Below are 17618 nucleotides of genomic sequence, written 5' to 3'. Positions count from 1 at the left end.
CCCACCCGCCAGGAGCAATTCATGGACTGCGAGACCTCACCCACCGTGGTCATCGTCCCCGGCCTGCGAGACTTCGTGGCCGACCATTGGCAGACACATCTCGCCGCCGGCCTCGGCGATGCGCGGACCGTGGCCGCGCTCGAACGCAACAAGCTCAGTCGCCGAGATCGTGTCGCCGCCCTCGACGACGTCATCCGGCAGATCGACGGACCGATCGTGCTGGTGGCGCACAGTGCCGGCGTGATGACCACTGTGCACTGGGCACAACACACCACGCGCCCCGTCCAGGGTGCATTGCTCGTCACTCCGGCCGATCTGGAACTCCCACTGCCGGATGGCTATCCGAAGGCAGCCGATATCGAGAAGGGTGGCTGGCTCCCGGTTCCGCGCCGGCGGCTGCCCTTCCCGAGCATCCTCGCGGCGAGCCGCAACGACGCACTCGGCGGTTACCGCCGTGTCAGCGGCATGGCCGAATCATGGGGCAGCCGACTGGTCGACCTCGGCGACGTGGGTCACGCCAACCCGGCCTCCGGTCATGGTCGGTGGCTGCGGGCGGCCGAACTGCTGGACGAGTTGATCGCGCACAGCGTCGCCGACGCCCATGTCTGACACGCGGAAGCCGTCGGCGGGCGGCCCAGGGATGACCGAGATCTGCGCAGCGGCAGCCGAGGCGGTCGCCGACATCACCGCGGGCGCATCGCTGGCCGTGGGGGACGCTGCGACAGATGCTCCCCTCGACGATGCGACGGGAAGGTGACCGCCATGGCCCGTGACGACGACCGGGCGGGAATCGCAGAGCGAATGAAGGCCGATGGCACATGGAACGAGCTGTGGAACGGGTTGGACGACCTCGACCCGGCGTGGACCGAGGAGTATCTGTCCTCGGTCATGGCGCCTTACGAGAGTGGTGTGCTGTCACCCGAGGTCGTCCAACTGCTCTGCATTGCCGTCGACGCGTCGTGCACCCACCTGTACGCACCGGGGCTCCGGCGGCACATCCGAGCCGCGCTCGACCTCGGCGTGACGAGGTCGGAGATCCTCGAGGTGCTGAAACTCTCCACGACCGTGGGGATTCATTCGATCAACCTCGGCCTGCCGATCCTGTTGGACGAGAGTGCGAAGTCGCCCGCACAGTCGACGTCGGCCGGCTGACGAGAACGAGAACCGAAGCGTCTCAGTACTCTTCGGCTCCCACCAGTGCGGCGTCCTCGGCGACGTCATGCGACTCGGCCCTGGCCGAGCGGACGAGGGAGACCGCGCACACCGCGATGGCGCAGTAGCCGACGGCGAACCAGAACGGGGCCGACGGCGCGAACCACTCGGCGAGGTAGGCGACCATCACCGCCGACGCGGCTCCACCCATCCAGCGCAGGAAGCTGTAGCCGGCACTCGCGACCGACCGCGGCTTGTCCGGATCGGCCGCCGACATCGCGACACCGGTGAACAGGGTGTTGAGAATGCCCGACGGCAGCCCCGACAACACGATCGCGAACCCGGTGAGCCACACCTGACCGGTGACGACCCCCAGAGCGGCGAGGGCCATGGTGATCCCGTAGCCGCCGATCGCGACGATCACGCCGCCCTTCTGCCCCAGAGCATCCGCGATCCGTGGCGCCACGAAGACACCCGAGACCGCGGTCAGCAGGCCCCAGCCGAAGAAGATCATGCCGGCCGGGATCGGGGAGAGTCCCATCGCCAGCGGTGCGTAGGCGATGACGGTGAACAAGGCGCCGGTGTAGAAGGCCGAGCCGATCGACGTGAGCAACAGGGTGCGGTTCCGCAGGGCCTTGATCGGGTCGGCGATGCTGACTGCGGCGCGATCGCCGCGAGATCCGTCCTTGGGCAGCATGAGTGCACAGAGCACCGCACCGATGAGCATCAGCAGGGCGGTGCCACCGAACGGTCCGCGCCACGTCCACGCACCCAGCAGCGCGCCGACGAGCGGTCCGACGGCCAGGCCGACGCCCAGCGCGGCCTCGTACAGCAGGATCGCACCATGCTGGCCGCCGCGCGCTGCGCCGACGATGAAGGCGAGGGCGGTCGCCATGAACAGTGCGTTGCCCAGCCCCCACAACACGCGCAGGGCGATGAGCTGGTCGATGTTGCCCGCGAAGGTCGAGACACCCGCGGCGACCACGATCAGGGTCAGACCGACGGTCAGCGTGCGCTTGGGTCCGAACCGATACGCCGCCCAACCGGTGATCAGCATCGCCACCACCTGCACGCCGAGGTAGACGGCGAACAGCAGGGTCAGCTTCGACGGCGGGGCATTCAGCTCCTCGCGGATCGTGTTGAGGATCGGATCCACCAGGCCGATGCCCATGAAGGCGATGACGGCGGCGAAGGCGGTCACCCAGACCGCGCGCGGTTGCTGCCGGAAGGTGTCCAGCAAGGATGGTTTGTGGTGTTCGTGGGCCTGCGGTGTCGGCGCAGACCTGTCGTCGATGACTGTCATGGTTACCTCGGATTCTTCATTCGTTCGATGCGGTCTCGCTGTGCGCGGGGACGGCATCGAGTTGCTCGCGTAGTGCCTGCAGCGCGGGGGCCGCAGCGGCGAGGGCCGCGCGGTCGGCAGCGCTGAGCTCGGAGAGCGCCGCGGTCAGGATGCTGTCCCGTCGGCCCCGGACCCCTTCGAGCACGGACCGGCCGTGGTCGGTGAGTCCGACGAGGACCGCTCGGCGATCGTCCGGATCGGGGCGGCGTTCGGCGAGTCCGTTCTTGGTGAGTCCGTCGATCAGTGCGGTCGCCGTCGGCATGCGGATGGACTCGCGTTCGGCGAGCTCGCCCATCCGCATCGGGCCGTTGTCGAGGAGGACCGCCAGGGCCGACGCCTGGGCGGCGGAGTATTCGGCGATCGGCGTCCGCCTGCGTAGCGCCAGGTAGAGCCTGGTCAGGATAGGGCGCAGGGCGACGGCCAGGTCGGAGACCTCGAAATCAGACACATTCGCAAGCCTAATACTTAGGGTTACGAAATAAAAGGATGACTAGTGTGAACTTCATGACAGGCCCGTCGAAGAAGTTCTCGGATCTCCCACCCCGATCACGCGCCATGATCATCGTCGGCGCGGTGGCGCAGTTCGTACTGCAGGGTGCCGCTCTACGCGATCTCAAGCGTCGTCCGTCGGCGCAGGTCAAGGGACCCAAGCCGCTGTGGGTCGGCCTGAGTTTCGTCAACTACCTCGGTCCGATCGCCTACTTCGCGGTCGGACGGAAGGGTACCGAAAAGTAGCGGCTCTCAGACCCCGATCGGCGAACCGCCGTCGCGCCAGACGGCGACCACTGCCGGACGCGGCCGGCTCGTGCCGCCGTCCGGCCAGTGCGACGCCGGGTTGTCGGCGGAATGGTCATCGATCTCGCCCGGGTGCTGCACACACACCATCACGCGGTCGCGGTCGATGATCGGACCGCACGTCTCGGCGCCCATCGGCACTGTCAGGAACTGCTTCGTCTCACCCCGGTGCTCGCCGTCCAGCGCGACGGCGAAGAGGCCGTCGTTGCTGTCGAGCGCGTTGCCGTCGGTGGAGATCCACAGGTTGCCGTGCGGATCGAAGGCGACGTTGTCGGGGCAGGAGATGGGGCTGACCTTTGCCTTGTCGAACCCGCCGAAGTAGGTGTCGGCCTCCGCGGGATCGCCGCAGACCAGCAGCAGGTCCCAGGTGAAGTCGGTTCCGGTGTGGTTGTCGGTGATCTCGATGATCTGACCGTTCTTGTTCTCGTTGCGCGGATTGGCACTGTCGGCGCCGGCCTCGCCGTCGGTACCGCGCTTGTCGTTGTTGGTCAGCGCGCAGTAGACCTTGCCGGTGCGCGGATGAGGTTCGATGTCCTCGGGCCGATCCATCTTGGTGGCGCCTGCCTTGTCGGCGGCGACCCGGGTGAACACGGCAACCTCGGCGGGGTTCATGCCGTCGACGTGGGAGCGGGCGGTTCCGCCGGCGTCGGCGGTCAGGAGCGGGTGCCATGCGCCGCGGCCCGCGAATGATCCACTGGGCGGTAGCTTTCCGCTGCCGTCGATCGCGTCCGGCTGGTCGCCGGTGAAGGACGCCACGTACAACGTGCCCTCGTCGAGGATGCCGAGGTTATGGGTGCGCGCCGTCGACGACAGGCCGGTCTTCATCCGACGGCTCGACACGAACTTGTAGATGTACTCGAAGCGTTCGTCGTCGCCGCTGTAGGCCACCACGGTCCCTGTGTCGGGACCCGACGACACGACGTGGATGGTCGCCGACTCGTGCTTGAGTCGCCCGAGTGCGCTGTGCTTGACCGGGGTGGACGACGGGTCGTGCGGATCGACCTCGACGACGTATCCGAACCGGTTGGCCTCGTTGGGTTCCCGGGCCAGGTCGAACCGTTCGTCGAACCTCCCCCACTGGTGGTAATCGGCGTCGTCTTCGAAGCTGTACCGATCCAGCCGGTCCTTGGTGGCCGTGTCGGTGACTGCGCTCGCGTTGGCGAAATAGTTGTTGTGGTTCTCCTCGCCGGAGAGCATGGTGCCCCACGGCGTGAGACCGCCGGAGCAGTTGGCGATTGTGCCCAACACGGTGGTGCCGGCGGGATCCGCCGAGGTCTTGACGAACTCGCTGCCGGCCGCCGGTCCCGTCAGGCGAATCGGGGTCGTCGCGGTGATGCGACGGTTTCGTTGTCCGACAACCGGTGTCAGTGACCCGCTGCCAGGGGTTGCGGAGACCTCGACGACGGTGATTCCATGCGCGGCCATCGAGATCAGCGCCTGTTGCTCGGTCGGCCCCTTCGGCCGGTATCCGGTGAACATGAACTCTTCGGTCGTGTACTCCTGATTGCACACCAGGTAGTGGTGGTTGGGTACACCGTCGACAGGGATGAGTCCGGCGAAGTCGTTGTTGTAGCCGAACTGTTTCGCCTGTGCCTCCGGAGTCTGATTCGCGAAGTCGAACTCGGGCGCACCGGGGATCACCGGATCGCCCCACCGGATCACCGTCTGCTGGCGGTAGCCGTCCGGAATCACCAGGGCATCTTCGGTATTGGGGGAGACCGGGTCGAAGTTCATCCCGGGCGGAGGCGTGCCGTCGGCCACGGCCGACGAACCGGTCGTGTCGGTGGCGTCCTGCGAACCGCAGGCGGCGAGCAGCGAGGTCGCCCCGAGCGCCACTGCGGCGCCGGCCGACGAGCGGAGAACGGCACGACGGGACGCGCTGGTGCGCAGCACATCCCGGAAGTACGCGTTGTCACTGGTGTTCCCGGGTTGGTGCCAGCAGGCCTCTCCGCATTTGTATCGGCAGGTCACGTGTGCACGGGCGGACCGGCCGACATCCTCTCCGGACGGCGTGAACAGCTGCAACGGAATACGCACGTGGCCCCTCCCCGGGACGCTCTGTGGGCTGAACAGAGCTGTGGGCTGAAACGAGAACTGCCCGAACGTTAGGGAGGGAAAGGAAACCGACGTGGATCAGAGCGTGAACGCGGGACGACCAGCGAGTGTCAGAAGCGGCCGCCCACACCGATCCGCCCGGAGGTACCCGAGCCGCCGAACGAGCCGGGGCTGCGTCCGCCGCTGCCGTAGCCGCCGCCACCGAATCCCCCGCCCCAGCCGCGGCCGCCACCCATCCCACCGCGCAGGAAGCTGTCGACGAGGATGCCGCCGAGAACCGCTCCGGTCACCGACCCGCCGGACGGATGCGGCTGCTGGTTCTGGTGCCACTGTGCGACGTCGCCCTGCGCGGCCATCAGTGCCTGGTCGGCGAGTGAGCCGGCCCGTCGTGCGGAGTCGGACGCGGCCACCGGATCCGTGGCCGAGGCCTCCTCCGCCTCCTGCAGGAGGCGCTGCGCCTCGGACAGTCGGGTGCGGGCGATCGACTGGATCGCGCCGCGGCGGGTCGAGATGAAGTCGCTCGCAGCGGAGACCTTCGCCTGGGCCGAGGTGATCGCGCCGGTGAGCAGTTCGGAGCGGCGCTGTCGTTCGGCCGACGCGGACCGGGCGGCGTCGAGGGCCCGGTCGAGCTCGGCATCCGCGTCGATGAGTGCGGTGAACGTCCCCAGGGGGTCGTCGGAGAAGCCGGAGCGGGCCGCGGTCACCGCCTCGGTCGCCGCCGACGCCGCGGTCGCCAGGGCGGGGCCGCCGTCGGCGGTGAGTGCTTCGGCCTCGGTCAACTCGCCCTCGACCTCGTCGATCAGTGCGGGCATCCGGGAATGAGCGGCCGCGATGTTGCGGTCGGCGTTGTCGATGGCGTCGAGCAGTCGGTTCGCCTGTTCGAGCGCCCCTTCCGCGGATCGGATGGCGGCGACCGCCGGGCCCTGCTCTCCGGCAGGCGCATCGGCGGCCTCTCGGCCCTGATCCGAGCTGTGTTCGGCGAAGTCCAGTTCCTCGTGGGCGAGGGTGATGTTGTTGGTGATCGAGGCCAGTACCGTCTCGCCGTGTTGGGCGATCAAGGTGTCGAGCTGATCCTGTGATTGTTCGATCCGTGCGCGCACCGCGACGAGCTTCTGGGTCAGCTCGGCCAGCCTCGTGTCGGCATTGATCAGCAGGTTGCGCATCGCGTCGAAGCTCTCCACCTGGGCGTCGAGTGCGGCGTCGACGCCGGTGCACGTGGTGATGATCTGGACGAGCATGGACCGCTGCTCGTCGGGTGTCTCGGGAATCGAATCGTCGAGCCGCTGTCGCAGCACGAAGGATTCGGCAAGCCCCTTCTTGGCGGCTGCCAGTGCGTCGGAGAAGGGTGAGGTCTCGCTCTCGCCGAACTCTCCGACGGCGAGCTGCAATTCCTCTTCACTGGTGCGGATGGCGTTGTCGGTGTCGGTGAGGACCTCACGGGACCACGGATCGAGCACTTCGAGCGGCTGGGCGACGAGCTGGTCCCCGGTGAGCTCCTGCTCTCGCATGGCCTCGAGGCCGGCGTCGATCTGCTTGCGCTTGCGACGTCGGGTGTAGAACAGTGCGCCGGCACCGCCGACCACCACGACGCCGGCGACGGCCGCCGCGGTGATCGCGCCCGTGTGCGACGGCGTCATGGCATCGGAGATCCCGGTGACGGCGGCCTGACCGGCTCCCGCCCAGTCGTTGTTCTTCAGTGCCGGCACGATGTCGCCGCGCGCGATGTCGTCGAGGGCGTCCTGATCGAGGCCGTCGATCGACTCGGGTGAGTCGAAGTAGTACGCGCGGTCGTCGGCGGCCACCGCGAGGAGCACGTCCCGATCACCGAGGTCGCTCTCGGCCACGGTTTGCTGGGCCCACTGCTGGGCGGTGAGCCCGCCGAAGTCCCGCACGTACACCACCCAGAGCTGTACCTCGTGGTCGTTGTAGAGCTGATCGATCGAGTTCTGCAGGCGATCGCGTTGCGTGGTGGTCAGCACGTTGGCCGAATCGACAACCTGGGTCGGCAGGCGGGACGGTGGTTCGGCCTGCGCCGATCCACCCACGCCGGCACCGAGGACCAGCGCGGCCACGCCGACGAGGACGACAAGGCCCAGCCGAATGATGGCCGTGGCAGCGCGGGAGCCGGTGAGTCGAGACTTCCATCGGGGCGACGAGATCAACCGTGCGGTGGAAAGCATGGGCTCCAATCTATCCGGCCGCCTCGACGCACCGGCGCTGCCCGGTCACCCGGTGTCGGTCAGTTGTTCTGCGAATCCCGCCACTTGCACACGGCCTCGAGCACGCTGAGATCATAATCGGGGCCTGACGACCCGACCGTGATCAGCGAGATCCCGGCCGCGACGAGCTGCTCGGCCTCTTGGATGGCCTCGTCGGGCGCCTTCGACTGCACGCCGGCAGAGTGCTCGATGGCGTTCGGATCGCGACCGACCGTCGAACAGTGGTCGGCGAGGATCCCCGACTTGCGCTCATAGGTCGGCACGTCGACGAAGTAGTGCCAGATGTTCGCGTACTCGGCGACGTGGCGCAACGTCTTCTTCTCGCCGCCGCCACCGATCAGCACCGGGATGTCGCGGGTGGGCGCCGGGTTGAGTTTGCCGAACCGCTCCTTGATGCGGGGCAGCGACGCGCCGAGGTCGTCGAGGCGGCTGCCGGCCGTGCCGAAGTCATAGCCGTATTCGTCGTAGTCCTTCTCGAACCAGCCCGACCCGATGCCGAGGATGAGCCGGCCGTCGGACATGTGGTCGACGGTGCGCGCCATATCGGCGAGCAGTTCCGGATTCCGATACGAATTGCAGGTGACGAGTGCGCCGATGTCCACGCGGCTCGTCTGCTCGGCCCAGGCGCCCAGCATCGTCCAGCATTCGAAGTGCTCGCCATCCGGATCGCCGTACAGCGGGTAGAAGTGGTCCCAATTGAAGGCGATGTCGACACCCATGTCCTCGGCGCGGCGGACGGCGTCGCGGATCATCGAGTACTGCGGAGCATGCTGCGGCTGGAGCTGGACGCCGATACGGACAGGGAAATCGCGTGCGGTGAAGGTCATGTGCCCCAGTCTGCCGAAGGTCGCGGCGTAAGTCATTGTCCGAATTCCGGTCGACGTCTGCGGTTGTGTTCGCGATCTTGCTGGCTGCGGGCGTGTTTGGCAGCCACCCGCTCGGTGGGTCCGCATACGGCGTCCGGGGTGGTGGTGAAAGAGGATGCGGGGGAACAGGTCGTGCGTTTGCACACGGCCATGCTCCTCGAGGCCGATCCAGGCCCGCCGTGACTTCGCCGTCGACGGTTCGGCACGAATCTCAGGGCTCTCCCAGATCAGCTCCCGCGGGTGAAGTCGGCTCCCGCGCGTCAGGTCGGCATCCGCGGGTCGTCGACGACCCGCGTTCCACCGGCCGACCCGCGTGAGCCGGGTTGATCCGCGTTCAGGTCCAGAATGCGCCTCCGAACAGCGCAAACGGATCGTTGCAACGTTGTGTACCCGGCTGCAACGTAGGTGCAACTGACCTGCTCCTACTCTGTGTAACAGATCACATACGCGGCAGCACGTGGCGTACGTGACAAACCAGACACCTCAATCGGAACAACGCTGAGGAGCACCAGATGACCGTCTACGCGAAACCGGGCACCGATGGATCGGTGATGAGCTTTGAGTCCCGCTACGACAACTGGATCGGCGGTCAGTGGACCCCGCCGGTGAAGGGACAGTACTTCGAGAATCCCTCGCCGGTGGACGGCAAGACGTTCTGTGAGGTCGCCCGGTCGACCGCCGAGGACATCGACCTCGCGCTGGACGCCGCCCACAAGGCCGCACCGCAGTGGGGCAAGGCGTCGGTGGCCGAGCGATCGCTGGTCCTGCTGCGTATCGCCGACCGCATCGAGGAGAACCTCGAGAAGATCGCCATCGCGGAATCGTGGGACAACGGCAAGGCCGTCCGTGAGTGTCTCGCCGCCGACATCCCGCTCGCGGTCGACCACTTCCGCTACTTCGCCGGCGCGCTGCGGGCCCAGGAGGGCTCGATCTCGGAGGTCGACGAGGACACCGTCGCCTATCACTTCCACGAGCCGCTCGGCGTCGTCGGCCAGATCATCCCGTGGAACTTCCCGATCCTCATGGCTGTGTGGAAGCTCGCCCCCGCCCTCGCCGCAGGCAACGCCGTCGTGCTGAAGCCGGCCGAGCAGACGCCTGCGTCGATCCTCTACGTGATGGGCCTGATCGCAGACCTGCTGCCGGCCGGCGTGGTCAACATCGTCAACGGGTTCGGCGTCGAGGCGGGCAAGCCGCTCGCCTCGAGCAACCGGATTCGCAAGATCGCGTTCACCGGGGAGACCACCACCGGCCGCCTGATCATGCAGTACGCCTCGGAGAACCTGATCCCGGTCAGCCTGGAACTCGGTGGCAAGAGCCCGAACATCTTCTTCGGTGACGTGATGAGCTCCGACGACGGCTTCCTCGACCGCGCATTGGAGGGCTTCACCATGTTCGCCCTCAACCAGGGCGAGGTCTGCACCTGCCCGAGCCGCGCGCTCATCCAGGAGAGCATCTACGACGACTTCATGGGCAAGGCGATCGACCGGGTCAAGCAGATCAAGCAGGGCAACCCGCTCGACACCGAGACGATGATGGGTGCCCAGGCGTCCAACGACCAGTTCGAGAAGATCAGCTCTTACCTCGCCATCGGCAAGGAGGAGGGCGCCAAGGTGCTGATCGGCGGTGAGCCGGCCGACCTCGGTGGCGACCTGTCCGGCGGCTTCTACATCAAGCCGACGGTGTTCGCGGGACAGAACAAGATGCGGATCTTCCAGGAGGAGATCTTCGGGCCGGTGCTCGCCGTGGCGACGTTCAAGGATTACGCGGACGCCATCCACATCGCCAACGACACCCTGTACGGCCTCGGTGCCGGTGTGTGGAGCCGCGACGGCGCGACCGCCTACCGCGCGGGTCGCGAGATCCAGGCAGGCCGGGTGTGGACCAACACCTATCACGACTACCCGGCACACGCGGCCTTCGGTGGTTACAAGCAGTCGGGCATCGGACGTGAGAACCACCTGATGATGCTCGAGCACTACCAGCAGACGAAGAACCTCCTGGTTGGTTACGCTCAGAACGCCAAGGGTTTCTTCTGATTTGAGTGGGCGCAACCAGAAAGCAGAGGTGAAACCCGTGTCAGACCAACAGGTTCCTGATCGGGTGGTCGCCACGGACGCCGCCGTGCAGCTCTTGACGAAACTGTCGGAGCTGCACGGCGGCCTCATGATCCACCAGTCGGGTGGATGCTGTGACGGCTCGGCCCCCATGTGTTACCCGGTCGGCGAGTACCGCGTCGGACAGCGCGACGTCCTCGTCGGCGAAATCGTTCTGCCGGAACCGATTCCCGATGTCCGGGTGTGGATCAACGGCGACCAGTTCGAGTTGTGGAAACACACCCAGCTCATCCTCGACGTCGTCAAGGGGCGCGGCGCGGGTTTCAGTCTGGAGGCTCCCGAAGGCGTCCGATTCCTCTCCCGCTCAAGGGCTTTCAGTGCGGACGAGAACGAGGTCCTCGCCGCGAATCCGCCGCTGACGGGTGCTGCTATCGGGGTGTGACGGAGGTGGGCCGGCCGACCGATGGGTCATCGACCCACCAGCCCCGGACCATGCCCGGTGGCCTCCCGGGTTCGATGTAGTGCTCGGTACCGAAGGCGAACGGGAACATCTCGACCGGTAGCTCGAGGAGCTGCTTGACGTCGGTCTGACTGGCATGGCACGCGAGCGCCTCGCGTTTGGTCATCACGTCGTCGCCGAGGTCGACCGCCCAGTGCAGCTCGGCCTCGGCCGTGCCGATCGGGTTCCCGTCGTCGCCGCGGGTGTCCGGGTCGAAACCCTCCATCCCCATCTCGGCAGCGAGCGTGAACATCTGCCGCATGAGGTCCCGGTTCATCGTGACCTCGAGGTAGCGGGGCCGCCGTGCCGCGAGTTCCACTGCGGCGAGTGTCGTCTTGTGCAGCATGACGTGATCGGGATGGCCGTAGCCACCGTGCCAGTCATAGCCGACGACCGTGTCCGCGTTCTCTTCGTCGAGGAGGTCCGCGAGACGCCGTCCGGCGTCGTTGACATCAGCACGCGAGAAGACGCCGTCGGTGTGGTTCTGTGCCCAGCCGGTCATCCCCGAGTCTCCGTAGCCGAGCCACGCCACTCGTGCGGTGCCGGTGATGGCCGCGGATGCCTCTGCCTCACCACGTCGACGACTCACCACGGTCTCACCCGGCGCCAGGTCGTCGGGTACGTCACCCGGGTCCCCGTCGGTGCAGTAGACGACCACCACCCGATGACCCTCGCGCGCGGCTCGGATCATGGTTCCCGCGGTGGCCGTGCCCTCGTCGTCGGGGTGGGCATGAACGAAGACGATTGTGCTCATGGGTAGATCATGCTCGGTGCGGTCTCGACGCTCTCGGTGACCGTTGCCATCCACCGTTCGGAACGGTCTGACCTGCGGCGACAAACTTGTCGGTGGCCACCGATAGATTTGGTGTCATGCAATCGAGCGCACCTGCGTTGGCCCAGATGGCCGACGATGAGCAGCACTCGGCCACCGAGTTGGTCGAGGTGCTCCATCACACCACCGCGGTGCGCGCGGCCGCCGACTATCGGATGTTGCAGGCCGCCAGTCTCATCCACGACGAACGCGAACAAGACCACCTCGTACGCCTGGCCGCAGAACTCGGCGAGCAATCGACGTCGCTGGCCAACCTCGAGCGCCTGGCCGCGCGTGCCGCCAGCGGGCAAGACCCGCGCGCCCGGTTCGGCCCCAACGGACTCGAAGCCGCCATCGCGGAAGTCGGTGCTGCGCTGACCGTGCCCCCGGCCCGCGCGCGGGAGTTCATCGAAGCCGGCAGCGTGCTGCGCCACCAGTTGCCGTTCATCGGTGCCACCCTGGGCGCCGGACGCATCGACCTGCCCCGCTTTCTCGCAGTGGTGCGGCGCACCGCCCTGTGCACCCCCGAGAAACTCGACCTGCTCGACAAGATCATCGCCGCCGACATCGAGACCCGCGAGCCGATGTCGATGACCCGCTTCCTGGCCATGATCGACAAACACGTCGCCACTCACGATCCCGCGGCCACTCGCCGACGCCGCGAACTCGTCGATTCCGACCGCAACATCAGCGTGCGCCCCGACCGCGACACCCCGGGCCAGTCGCGCATCGGCGGGTCGCTGCCGGCCGAGCACGCTGCCGCCGTCGACGCCCGCCTGACCGCGATGGCCGCCGCCGTGCACGCCGGCGATCCCCGTACCGCTGCCCAACGGCGCGCTGATGCGCTGGTCGCGCTGGTCCACGGGGCGACCACTCTCGACTGCCGGTGCGAAACCTGCACCCCCGACCCTGACGCCGCTGACATCGACGCCGACTCCGCATCCGATGCCGACCCCTGCGACACCGACCCCTGCGACGCCGACCCATCCGACGCCGGCTCGTCAGACACCGCCCCGTCAGATGGCGCGCCCGATGCAACCGCGTCACCCTGTGTGCTGCGCCCGACCTTCCACATCGTCGTCAACCTGAGTAGCCTCCTCGGTCTCGACGACGATCCGGCCTTCCTGGACGGCCACGGCGTTCTCGACGCCGACACCGCACGCCGACTCGTTGCCGAGGCGCGGCGCACGTACATCCGGCCGGATGTCCTGGCCGAGCCGCGGCACATCGACCGCTACGCGCCGAGCAAGAAGCTCGCCGACCGGGTCCGTTCGGGTGAGTTGTGCTGCAGCTTCCCCGGTTGCAACAACCGCGCCTTCCACGCCGACGTCGACCACGACATCCCGTTCGCCCAGGGCGGGCCAACCGACCCACGAAACCTCAAGCCGCTGTGCCGTTTTCACCACCGCATCAAGACCTTCGCGGTCGGCTGGCGCGATTACCACGATCCCCTCGGCGAGGTGTTCTTCCAGTCACCCGCCGGCCACACCTACCTGGGTAACGCATTCACCGGACGCGATCTGTTCGGATCCCTCACCCGCACCGGCCGACCGCCGGACGATGCCGCACGACAACGCATCGACACCCTCCGCGCCCGTCGTGCGACGGCGGTCAAACGTGCCGACAAGCGGGCGATGGATCGTTGGAACGCGGAGAATCCGCCGCCCTTCTGAATCCGGGCGCTGCAACTTCAGGGCACGTCCAGGACGAGTCTGCCGCCGCCGCGAGGATGTACCACCCGAGAAACGCAACTACACAGCTTCTCTGATTGTGCTTTCTGCGTCTCACTGAAGAACACATCCCGATGGTCGATGGTGCCATCGGTCTCGAGGACGTCGACCTGGCACAGGCCGCATTCCCCTTTGCGGCAATCGAACATCATGTCCACACCGGCCCGCTCGAGGGCGCCGAGGAGGGAGTCGCCGGCGCCGACCGAAGTCGTCACATCCAGGCGTGGGATGGTCACCACGAAGTCCTCGGCCTCGAACCAGCCGCTGTTGCCGAAGGTCTCGTAGCGGAGGTTCGGCAGCGGCAATTCGCGGTCGAGCCAGGCGCGGCGTACGGCATCCATCAGGCGGATCGGACCGCACATGTACATCTCGGTGTGCGTGTCGACGTCGCCGACCAGAGACGCGACGTCGAGCCCATGACCTTCATCGTCGGCACGGACCTCGAGACGGTCGCCGTGGGTGGCGACGAGTTCGCTGAGGAAGGCCATGTCGGATCGTCGGCGTCCGACATAGACGAACCGGTAATCCGCGCCGACCCGCCGGAGCACCGCCGCCATCGCGGCCATCGCGGTGATCCCGATGCCACCGGCGAGCAACACGTAGCGTGCTGCGCCGACCCGGAGCGGGAAGTTCTGGATCGGCGCGGTCAGTTCGATCTCGTCGCCGGGACGCAGTGAGTGCATGAAGCGCGACCCGCCGCGCGACGTCGGGGACAGGCGCACCCCGAGCGTGACACTCCGGCCATCGGCTCCGGCGGAGACGACGGAGTACGACCGGATGTCACCATCGTCGATGCGGACGTCGACGTGTGCGCCCGGGGCGACCCGGTCGGCTCGCTCGGTCGCGATCACGATCTCGGCGATCGCGTCGGCAGCGGCGGCGACGGAGGTGATGCGGCCGCGCTGCCACGTGATCTTGTTGTCTGTCATGTCAGTTCACGACCTGCGTGGCGAGAGCATCGATGTCGGTAGCGAGGTCGGACCGCTCGGCCTCGATCATCCGCTGGATGATGCGTCGCACCCACATCCCGCCGGCATCGATGTTGAGGTTGTAGAACTCGTGGTCGGGGTGTGCCTCGATCGCCTTCTGCTGCGCCGTGAGCATCGCTTCGTCCTCGCCGAACACCCGGTGGACGCCGTCACGGAGCTGAGTGGTGATCAGTTGGCTGTCGAGGCAGTAGTCGCGCATGAACGCCCAGAAGTACAGCGAGGTCTTCCTGTCGACCGGCGTCATCGTGTTCATCACGAAGCCGTTGACACCCTGGCTGCGGTCGCCCTCGGGTGCGCCGGTACCGGCCTTGGCGACACCGACATCGATCCGGATGGTTCCGGGTGCCTGGAATTCGATGATCTGCCAGCGGTCGACCTTGCCCTCGAAGCCGGGGAACTTGTCGCGCATGTTCTTGAGCCAGAACGGCGGCGCGTCGATGTCATGCATCCACCGGCTCACCGTGACGGTCCGCTCATCGTGGGTGACAGCGAAGCCCGAGTCGCTGAGTTCGTCCTGGCCGATGGAGGACGAGTGGACGAACTCTTCGTGCGTCAGATCCATCAGATTGTCGAGCACCAGTTGGTAATTGGCCTCCACCTCGATGGTGCGTCCATCGCCTGCCCAGTCGGGTGAATCCATCTGGAACATGTCCGGGATCAGGGCAGGGTCTGCCAGCGTGGGGTCTCCCGGCCAGACCCAGAAGAACCGATACCGCTTCTCGACGGGATAGGAGGCCACCATGGCGGAGGGGTTGATCGTCTCCTGCGCCGGCATGTGGGTGCACCGCCCGGCCGAGTTGTACCGGAGGCCGTGATACGGGCATTGCACCTCGTCGGAGCCGACCCGCGTGCCCATCGACAGCGGGGCCAGCCGGTGCCAACACGCGTCGGCCAACGCCACCGGCCGCCCTTCGGCGGTGAGGTACAGCGCCATCGGCTTGCCCGCAACGGTGCGCGCCATCGGCGTGGTGGCGGAGAGTTCGTGATCCCACGCGGCGACGTACCAGGCGTCCAACGGGTAGTCCATGTTGGTGGCGGTCGCTCCGCCGGGTCCAAGATCGGTCATGAGAGGTCCTTGCGTGTCGGGTTCGGCTGCTGTCAGCGAATAGCTATGTCCATAGTTAGTCGGTGAGGTGGAGCACACTCTATCTACGGATATAGTGATCCGCAACACGAACCACCCAACGAGGAGACATGAGCCTTCGTCACGCCCTGCTCGCCCTGCTCACCGCCGGGCCGCTGACCGGCTATGACGCCGCGAAGCAATTCGGCGGCTCGGTGGGGCACGTGTGGCACGCGCCCGACTCGCAGATCTATCCCGAGCTGAGACGGATGCAGCGAGACGGGCTGGTCGCCGGTGAGGAGGTCCGCTGGGGTCCGCGCAGCACGAAGACCCAGTACAGCGTCACTGACGACGGCATAGAGGCATTCCGGGCGTGGATGAACACACCCCTCGGGCACGCTCCGGTGCGCGATGCCCACCACATGCAGGCGGCCTACTTCGAGTGGGCCGATCCTGATGCCGCGCGTGAGATCCTGCGGCGGCACATCGGGTACCACACCGAGCAGGTCGACCTGCTCACCGACGTGCGTGACGGGATCACGGCCGGGACGGACCCCGCCATCGTGCGCCGCCTTCACCGGTATCCCGCGAGCGAGCACGCTCGAATCGTCGCCTACAAGGCACATACCTACGACGGCATGATCAGTCGCGCGCAGTCTGAAATCGACTGGGCGCACAAGGGTCTCGAGCTGATCGATCGGCTCGAGCGCGACGGGGAGGGCGCGGCCCCGCCGGAGGGTGCTGCCACCTAGCGGTCCATCAGGGTCAGCGCCGCGACAGCACCGTGAGTGCCAACCCCACCGCGACGAGCACCCCGACATAGACGGCGACACCCGCCCAACCGAATGCCGAGAACACCAGTCCGCCGAGGGCGCCCACCACCGAGCTACCGAGGTAGTAGTGGAACAGATAGAGCGACGACGCCTCGGCCCGGTGATCGGTGGCGCGCGCGGACACCCATCCGCTGGCCACCGAGTGCGCCGCGAAGAAGCCGGCGGTGAAGAGCAGCATGCCGATCAGCACCAGTGGTAGTCGGTCGGGCACGGTCAATGCGAGGCCCACGAGCATGGTGGACACCGCGGCGATCAGCACCCGCCGACGACCTCTCCGGTCGGCCAACCGGCCGGCAAAGGTCGACGAGAACGTACCGGCGAGGTACATGAGGAAGACCGCCGCAACGGTCGCCTCGCTCAGGTCGAAGGGGTGCCGGAGGAGCCGGTAGCCGATGAAGTTGTAGACCGTCACGAACCCGCCCATCAGGACGAAGGCGAGGAAGAACAGTGGGAGCAGCCCGGGGTCACGCAGGTGGTTGAGCAGATTCTGCGCCGTGATCCGTGGCGCCACGCGTTGGGGGCTGAAGAAGCGGGAGGCGGGGACGGTACGCCAGAACACGAGCGCGAAGCCCAGCGAGACGAGGCAGGCCGCCTCCAGCGCCCACTGCCAGGACACCAGATCGGCGGCGACGCCGGGGACGAGGCGACCGGTCAGTCCGCCGATCGTGGTTCCCGCGACGTAGCGTCCCATCGCGGTGCCGAGTGACGCGCCGTCGACCTCCTCGGCGAGATAGGCCATCGCCACCGCGGGCACGCCGGCGCACAGCACACCCTGGAGTGCCCGGCCGGCGAGGAGCACCTCGATGGAGGGCGACCACGGAAGCACGATGCCGATGATCGAAGCGGCGAGTGCCGAGATCACCATCACCCGCACTCGCCCGTACCGCTCGGACAGCACACTCGCCGGGATGATCGCGACCGCGAGGAACCCGGTCGTCAGTGAGACGGCAAGCGCGGAGGTGGCCGGCGAGACACCGAAGTGGTCGGACAGCTGCGGGAGCAGGGCCTGCACGTAGTAGAGGGCCATGAACGTCGTCATGCCTGCGGCGAACAGTGCCGTGGTGGCGCGTCGATAGCCCGGCGAGCCCAGCGTGTGCCGGGTGTCCGGGGCCGAGGTGGCGGTTCTCGTGGTCATCGTGGTCAAGCGTCACCCCGCCATGTCTGGACCTCAAAATGAATGGATCTCTCCTATCCCATTCAGTTCTGAATA

17 protein-coding genes are annotated in these 17618 nt (G+C 67.1%); 8 read left to right on the top strand and 9 right to left on the bottom strand.

The genetic code is table 11. From position 1 onward, the window contains the following. Positions 1–21: 21 nt before the first annotated feature. The 3 genes from ACLQ3I_RS04645 to ACLQ3I_RS04635 are packed head-to-tail and all read left to right on the top strand — an operon-like array spanning position 22 to position 1152. Positions 22–609, top strand: coding sequence for an RBBP9/YdeN family alpha/beta hydrolase (locus ACLQ3I_RS04645; RefSeq protein WP_425793147.1), 588 nt, complete (start codon positions 22–24; stop codon positions 607–609). Further along, positions 602–757 carry a hypothetical protein gene (locus ACLQ3I_RS04640; RefSeq protein WP_425793146.1) on the top strand — a complete coding sequence of 52 codons (156 nt, stop codon included), beginning with the start codon at positions 602–604 and terminating at the stop codon, positions 755–757. Before ACLQ3I_RS04645 ends, ACLQ3I_RS04640 begins: the two co-directional genes overlap by 8 nt. Positions 758–762: 5 nt before the next feature. Next, positions 763–1152, top strand: a complete 390-nt coding sequence (locus tag ACLQ3I_RS04635; RefSeq protein WP_425800228.1) for a carboxymuconolactone decarboxylase family protein — start codon at positions 763–765, stop codon at positions 1150–1152. A gap of 22 nt (positions 1153–1174) precedes the next feature. Here ACLQ3I_RS04635 and ACLQ3I_RS04630 read toward each other — a convergent pair whose 3' ends face one another. Both ACLQ3I_RS04630 and ACLQ3I_RS04625 read right to left on the bottom strand, forming a co-directional pair. Further along, on the bottom strand, positions 1175–2455 hold the full coding sequence (locus ACLQ3I_RS04630) for an MFS transporter (protein WP_425800227.1): 1281 nt from the start codon (positions 2453–2455) through the stop codon (positions 1175–1177). Between the two features lie 16 nt (positions 2456–2471). Beyond that, a complete protein-coding gene (locus ACLQ3I_RS04625; protein WP_425793142.1) occupies positions 2472–2942 on the bottom strand; it encodes a MarR family winged helix-turn-helix transcriptional regulator in 471 nt (156 codons plus the stop codon). A gap of 56 nt (positions 2943–2998) precedes the next feature. Here ACLQ3I_RS04625 and ACLQ3I_RS04620 point away from each other — a divergent pair, with 56 nt between their 5' ends. Beyond that, positions 2999–3229, top strand: a complete 231-nt coding sequence (locus ACLQ3I_RS04620; protein WP_425800226.1) for a PLDc N-terminal domain-containing protein — start codon at positions 2999–3001, stop codon at positions 3227–3229. Positions 3230–3235: 6 nt separating this feature from the next. On the opposite strand, the gene ACLQ3I_RS04615 is transcribed toward ACLQ3I_RS04620, so the two are convergent. From ACLQ3I_RS04615 to ACLQ3I_RS04605, 3 genes are all read right to left on the bottom strand, one after another. Beyond that, positions 3236–5326 (bottom strand): PhoX family protein, encoded by a 2091-nt coding sequence (locus ACLQ3I_RS04615; RefSeq protein WP_425800225.1) that lies wholly within the window; start codon positions 5324–5326, stop codon positions 3236–3238. 128 nt (positions 5327–5454) lie between these two features. Continuing rightward, complete coding sequence (locus ACLQ3I_RS04610; protein ID WP_425793136.1) at positions 5455–7524, bottom strand: TPM domain-containing protein; 2070 nt, start codon at positions 7522–7524, stop codon at positions 5455–5457. A 59-nt stretch (positions 7525–7583) separates the two neighbouring features. Beyond that, positions 7584–8390 carry an LLM class F420-dependent oxidoreductase gene (locus tag ACLQ3I_RS04605; RefSeq protein ID WP_425800224.1) on the bottom strand — a complete coding sequence of 269 codons (807 nt, stop codon included), beginning with the start codon at positions 8388–8390 and terminating at the stop codon, positions 7584–7586. A gap of 551 nt (positions 8391–8941) precedes the next feature. Here ACLQ3I_RS04605 and exaC point away from each other — a divergent pair. Both exaC and ACLQ3I_RS04595 read left to right on the top strand, forming a co-directional pair. After that, positions 8942–10465: an acetaldehyde dehydrogenase ExaC gene (exaC, locus tag ACLQ3I_RS04600; RefSeq protein ID WP_425793133.1), complete on the top strand. Its 1524-nt coding sequence runs from the start codon at positions 8942–8944 to the stop codon at positions 10463–10465. Between the two features lie 37 nt (positions 10466–10502). Further along, the gene (locus ACLQ3I_RS04595; protein ID WP_425800223.1) at positions 10503–10925 is read left to right on the top strand and encodes a DUF779 domain-containing protein; all 423 of its coding nucleotides are present in this window, start codon (positions 10503–10505) and stop codon (positions 10923–10925) included. On the opposite strand, the gene ACLQ3I_RS04590 is transcribed toward ACLQ3I_RS04595, so the two are convergent. Then, positions 10912–11736: a PIG-L deacetylase family protein gene (locus ACLQ3I_RS04590; RefSeq protein ID WP_425800222.1), complete on the bottom strand. Its 825-nt coding sequence runs from the start codon at positions 11734–11736 to the stop codon at positions 10912–10914. The two genes, ACLQ3I_RS04595 and ACLQ3I_RS04590, sit on opposite strands and share 14 nt — an antisense overlap. Positions 11737–11852: 116 nt before the next feature. Between ACLQ3I_RS04590 and ACLQ3I_RS04585 the strand changes: the two genes are divergently transcribed. After that, a complete protein-coding gene (locus ACLQ3I_RS04585; protein ID WP_425800221.1) occupies positions 11853–13466 on the top strand; it encodes a DUF222 domain-containing protein in 1614 nt (537 codons plus the stop codon). Positions 13467–13483: 17 nt separating this feature from the next. Here ACLQ3I_RS04585 and ACLQ3I_RS04580 read toward each other — a convergent pair whose 3' ends face one another. Continuing rightward, positions 13484–14452 carry a PDR/VanB family oxidoreductase gene (locus tag ACLQ3I_RS04580; RefSeq protein WP_425800220.1) on the bottom strand — a complete coding sequence of 323 codons (969 nt, stop codon included), beginning with the start codon at positions 14450–14452 and terminating at the stop codon, positions 13484–13486. 1 nt (position 14453) lies between these two features. Beyond that, a complete protein-coding gene (locus ACLQ3I_RS04575) occupies positions 14454–15578 on the bottom strand; it encodes a Rieske 2Fe-2S domain-containing protein (protein ID WP_425793128.1) in 1125 nt (374 codons plus the stop codon). A 128-nt stretch (positions 15579–15706) separates the two neighbouring features. Here ACLQ3I_RS04575 and ACLQ3I_RS04570 point away from each other — a divergent pair, with 128 nt between their 5' ends. Next, positions 15707–16327 (top strand): helix-turn-helix transcriptional regulator, encoded by a 621-nt coding sequence (locus ACLQ3I_RS04570; RefSeq protein ID WP_425793127.1) that lies wholly within the window; start codon positions 15707–15709, stop codon positions 16325–16327. A gap of 13 nt (positions 16328–16340) precedes the next feature. Here ACLQ3I_RS04570 and ACLQ3I_RS04565 read toward each other — a convergent pair whose 3' ends face one another. After that, positions 16341–17543, bottom strand: a complete 1203-nt coding sequence (locus ACLQ3I_RS04565; protein ID WP_425800219.1) for an MFS transporter — start codon at positions 17541–17543, stop codon at positions 16341–16343. Between the last annotated feature and the right edge of the window lie 75 nt (positions 17544–17618).

Origin of the sequence: Gordonia sp. DT101 (assembly GCF_049844895.1) — a bacterium.
GTDB lineage: Bacteria > Actinomycetota > Actinomycetes > Mycobacteriales > Mycobacteriaceae > Gordonia.
This window is presented reverse-complemented; position numbering and strand designations above follow the sequence as displayed.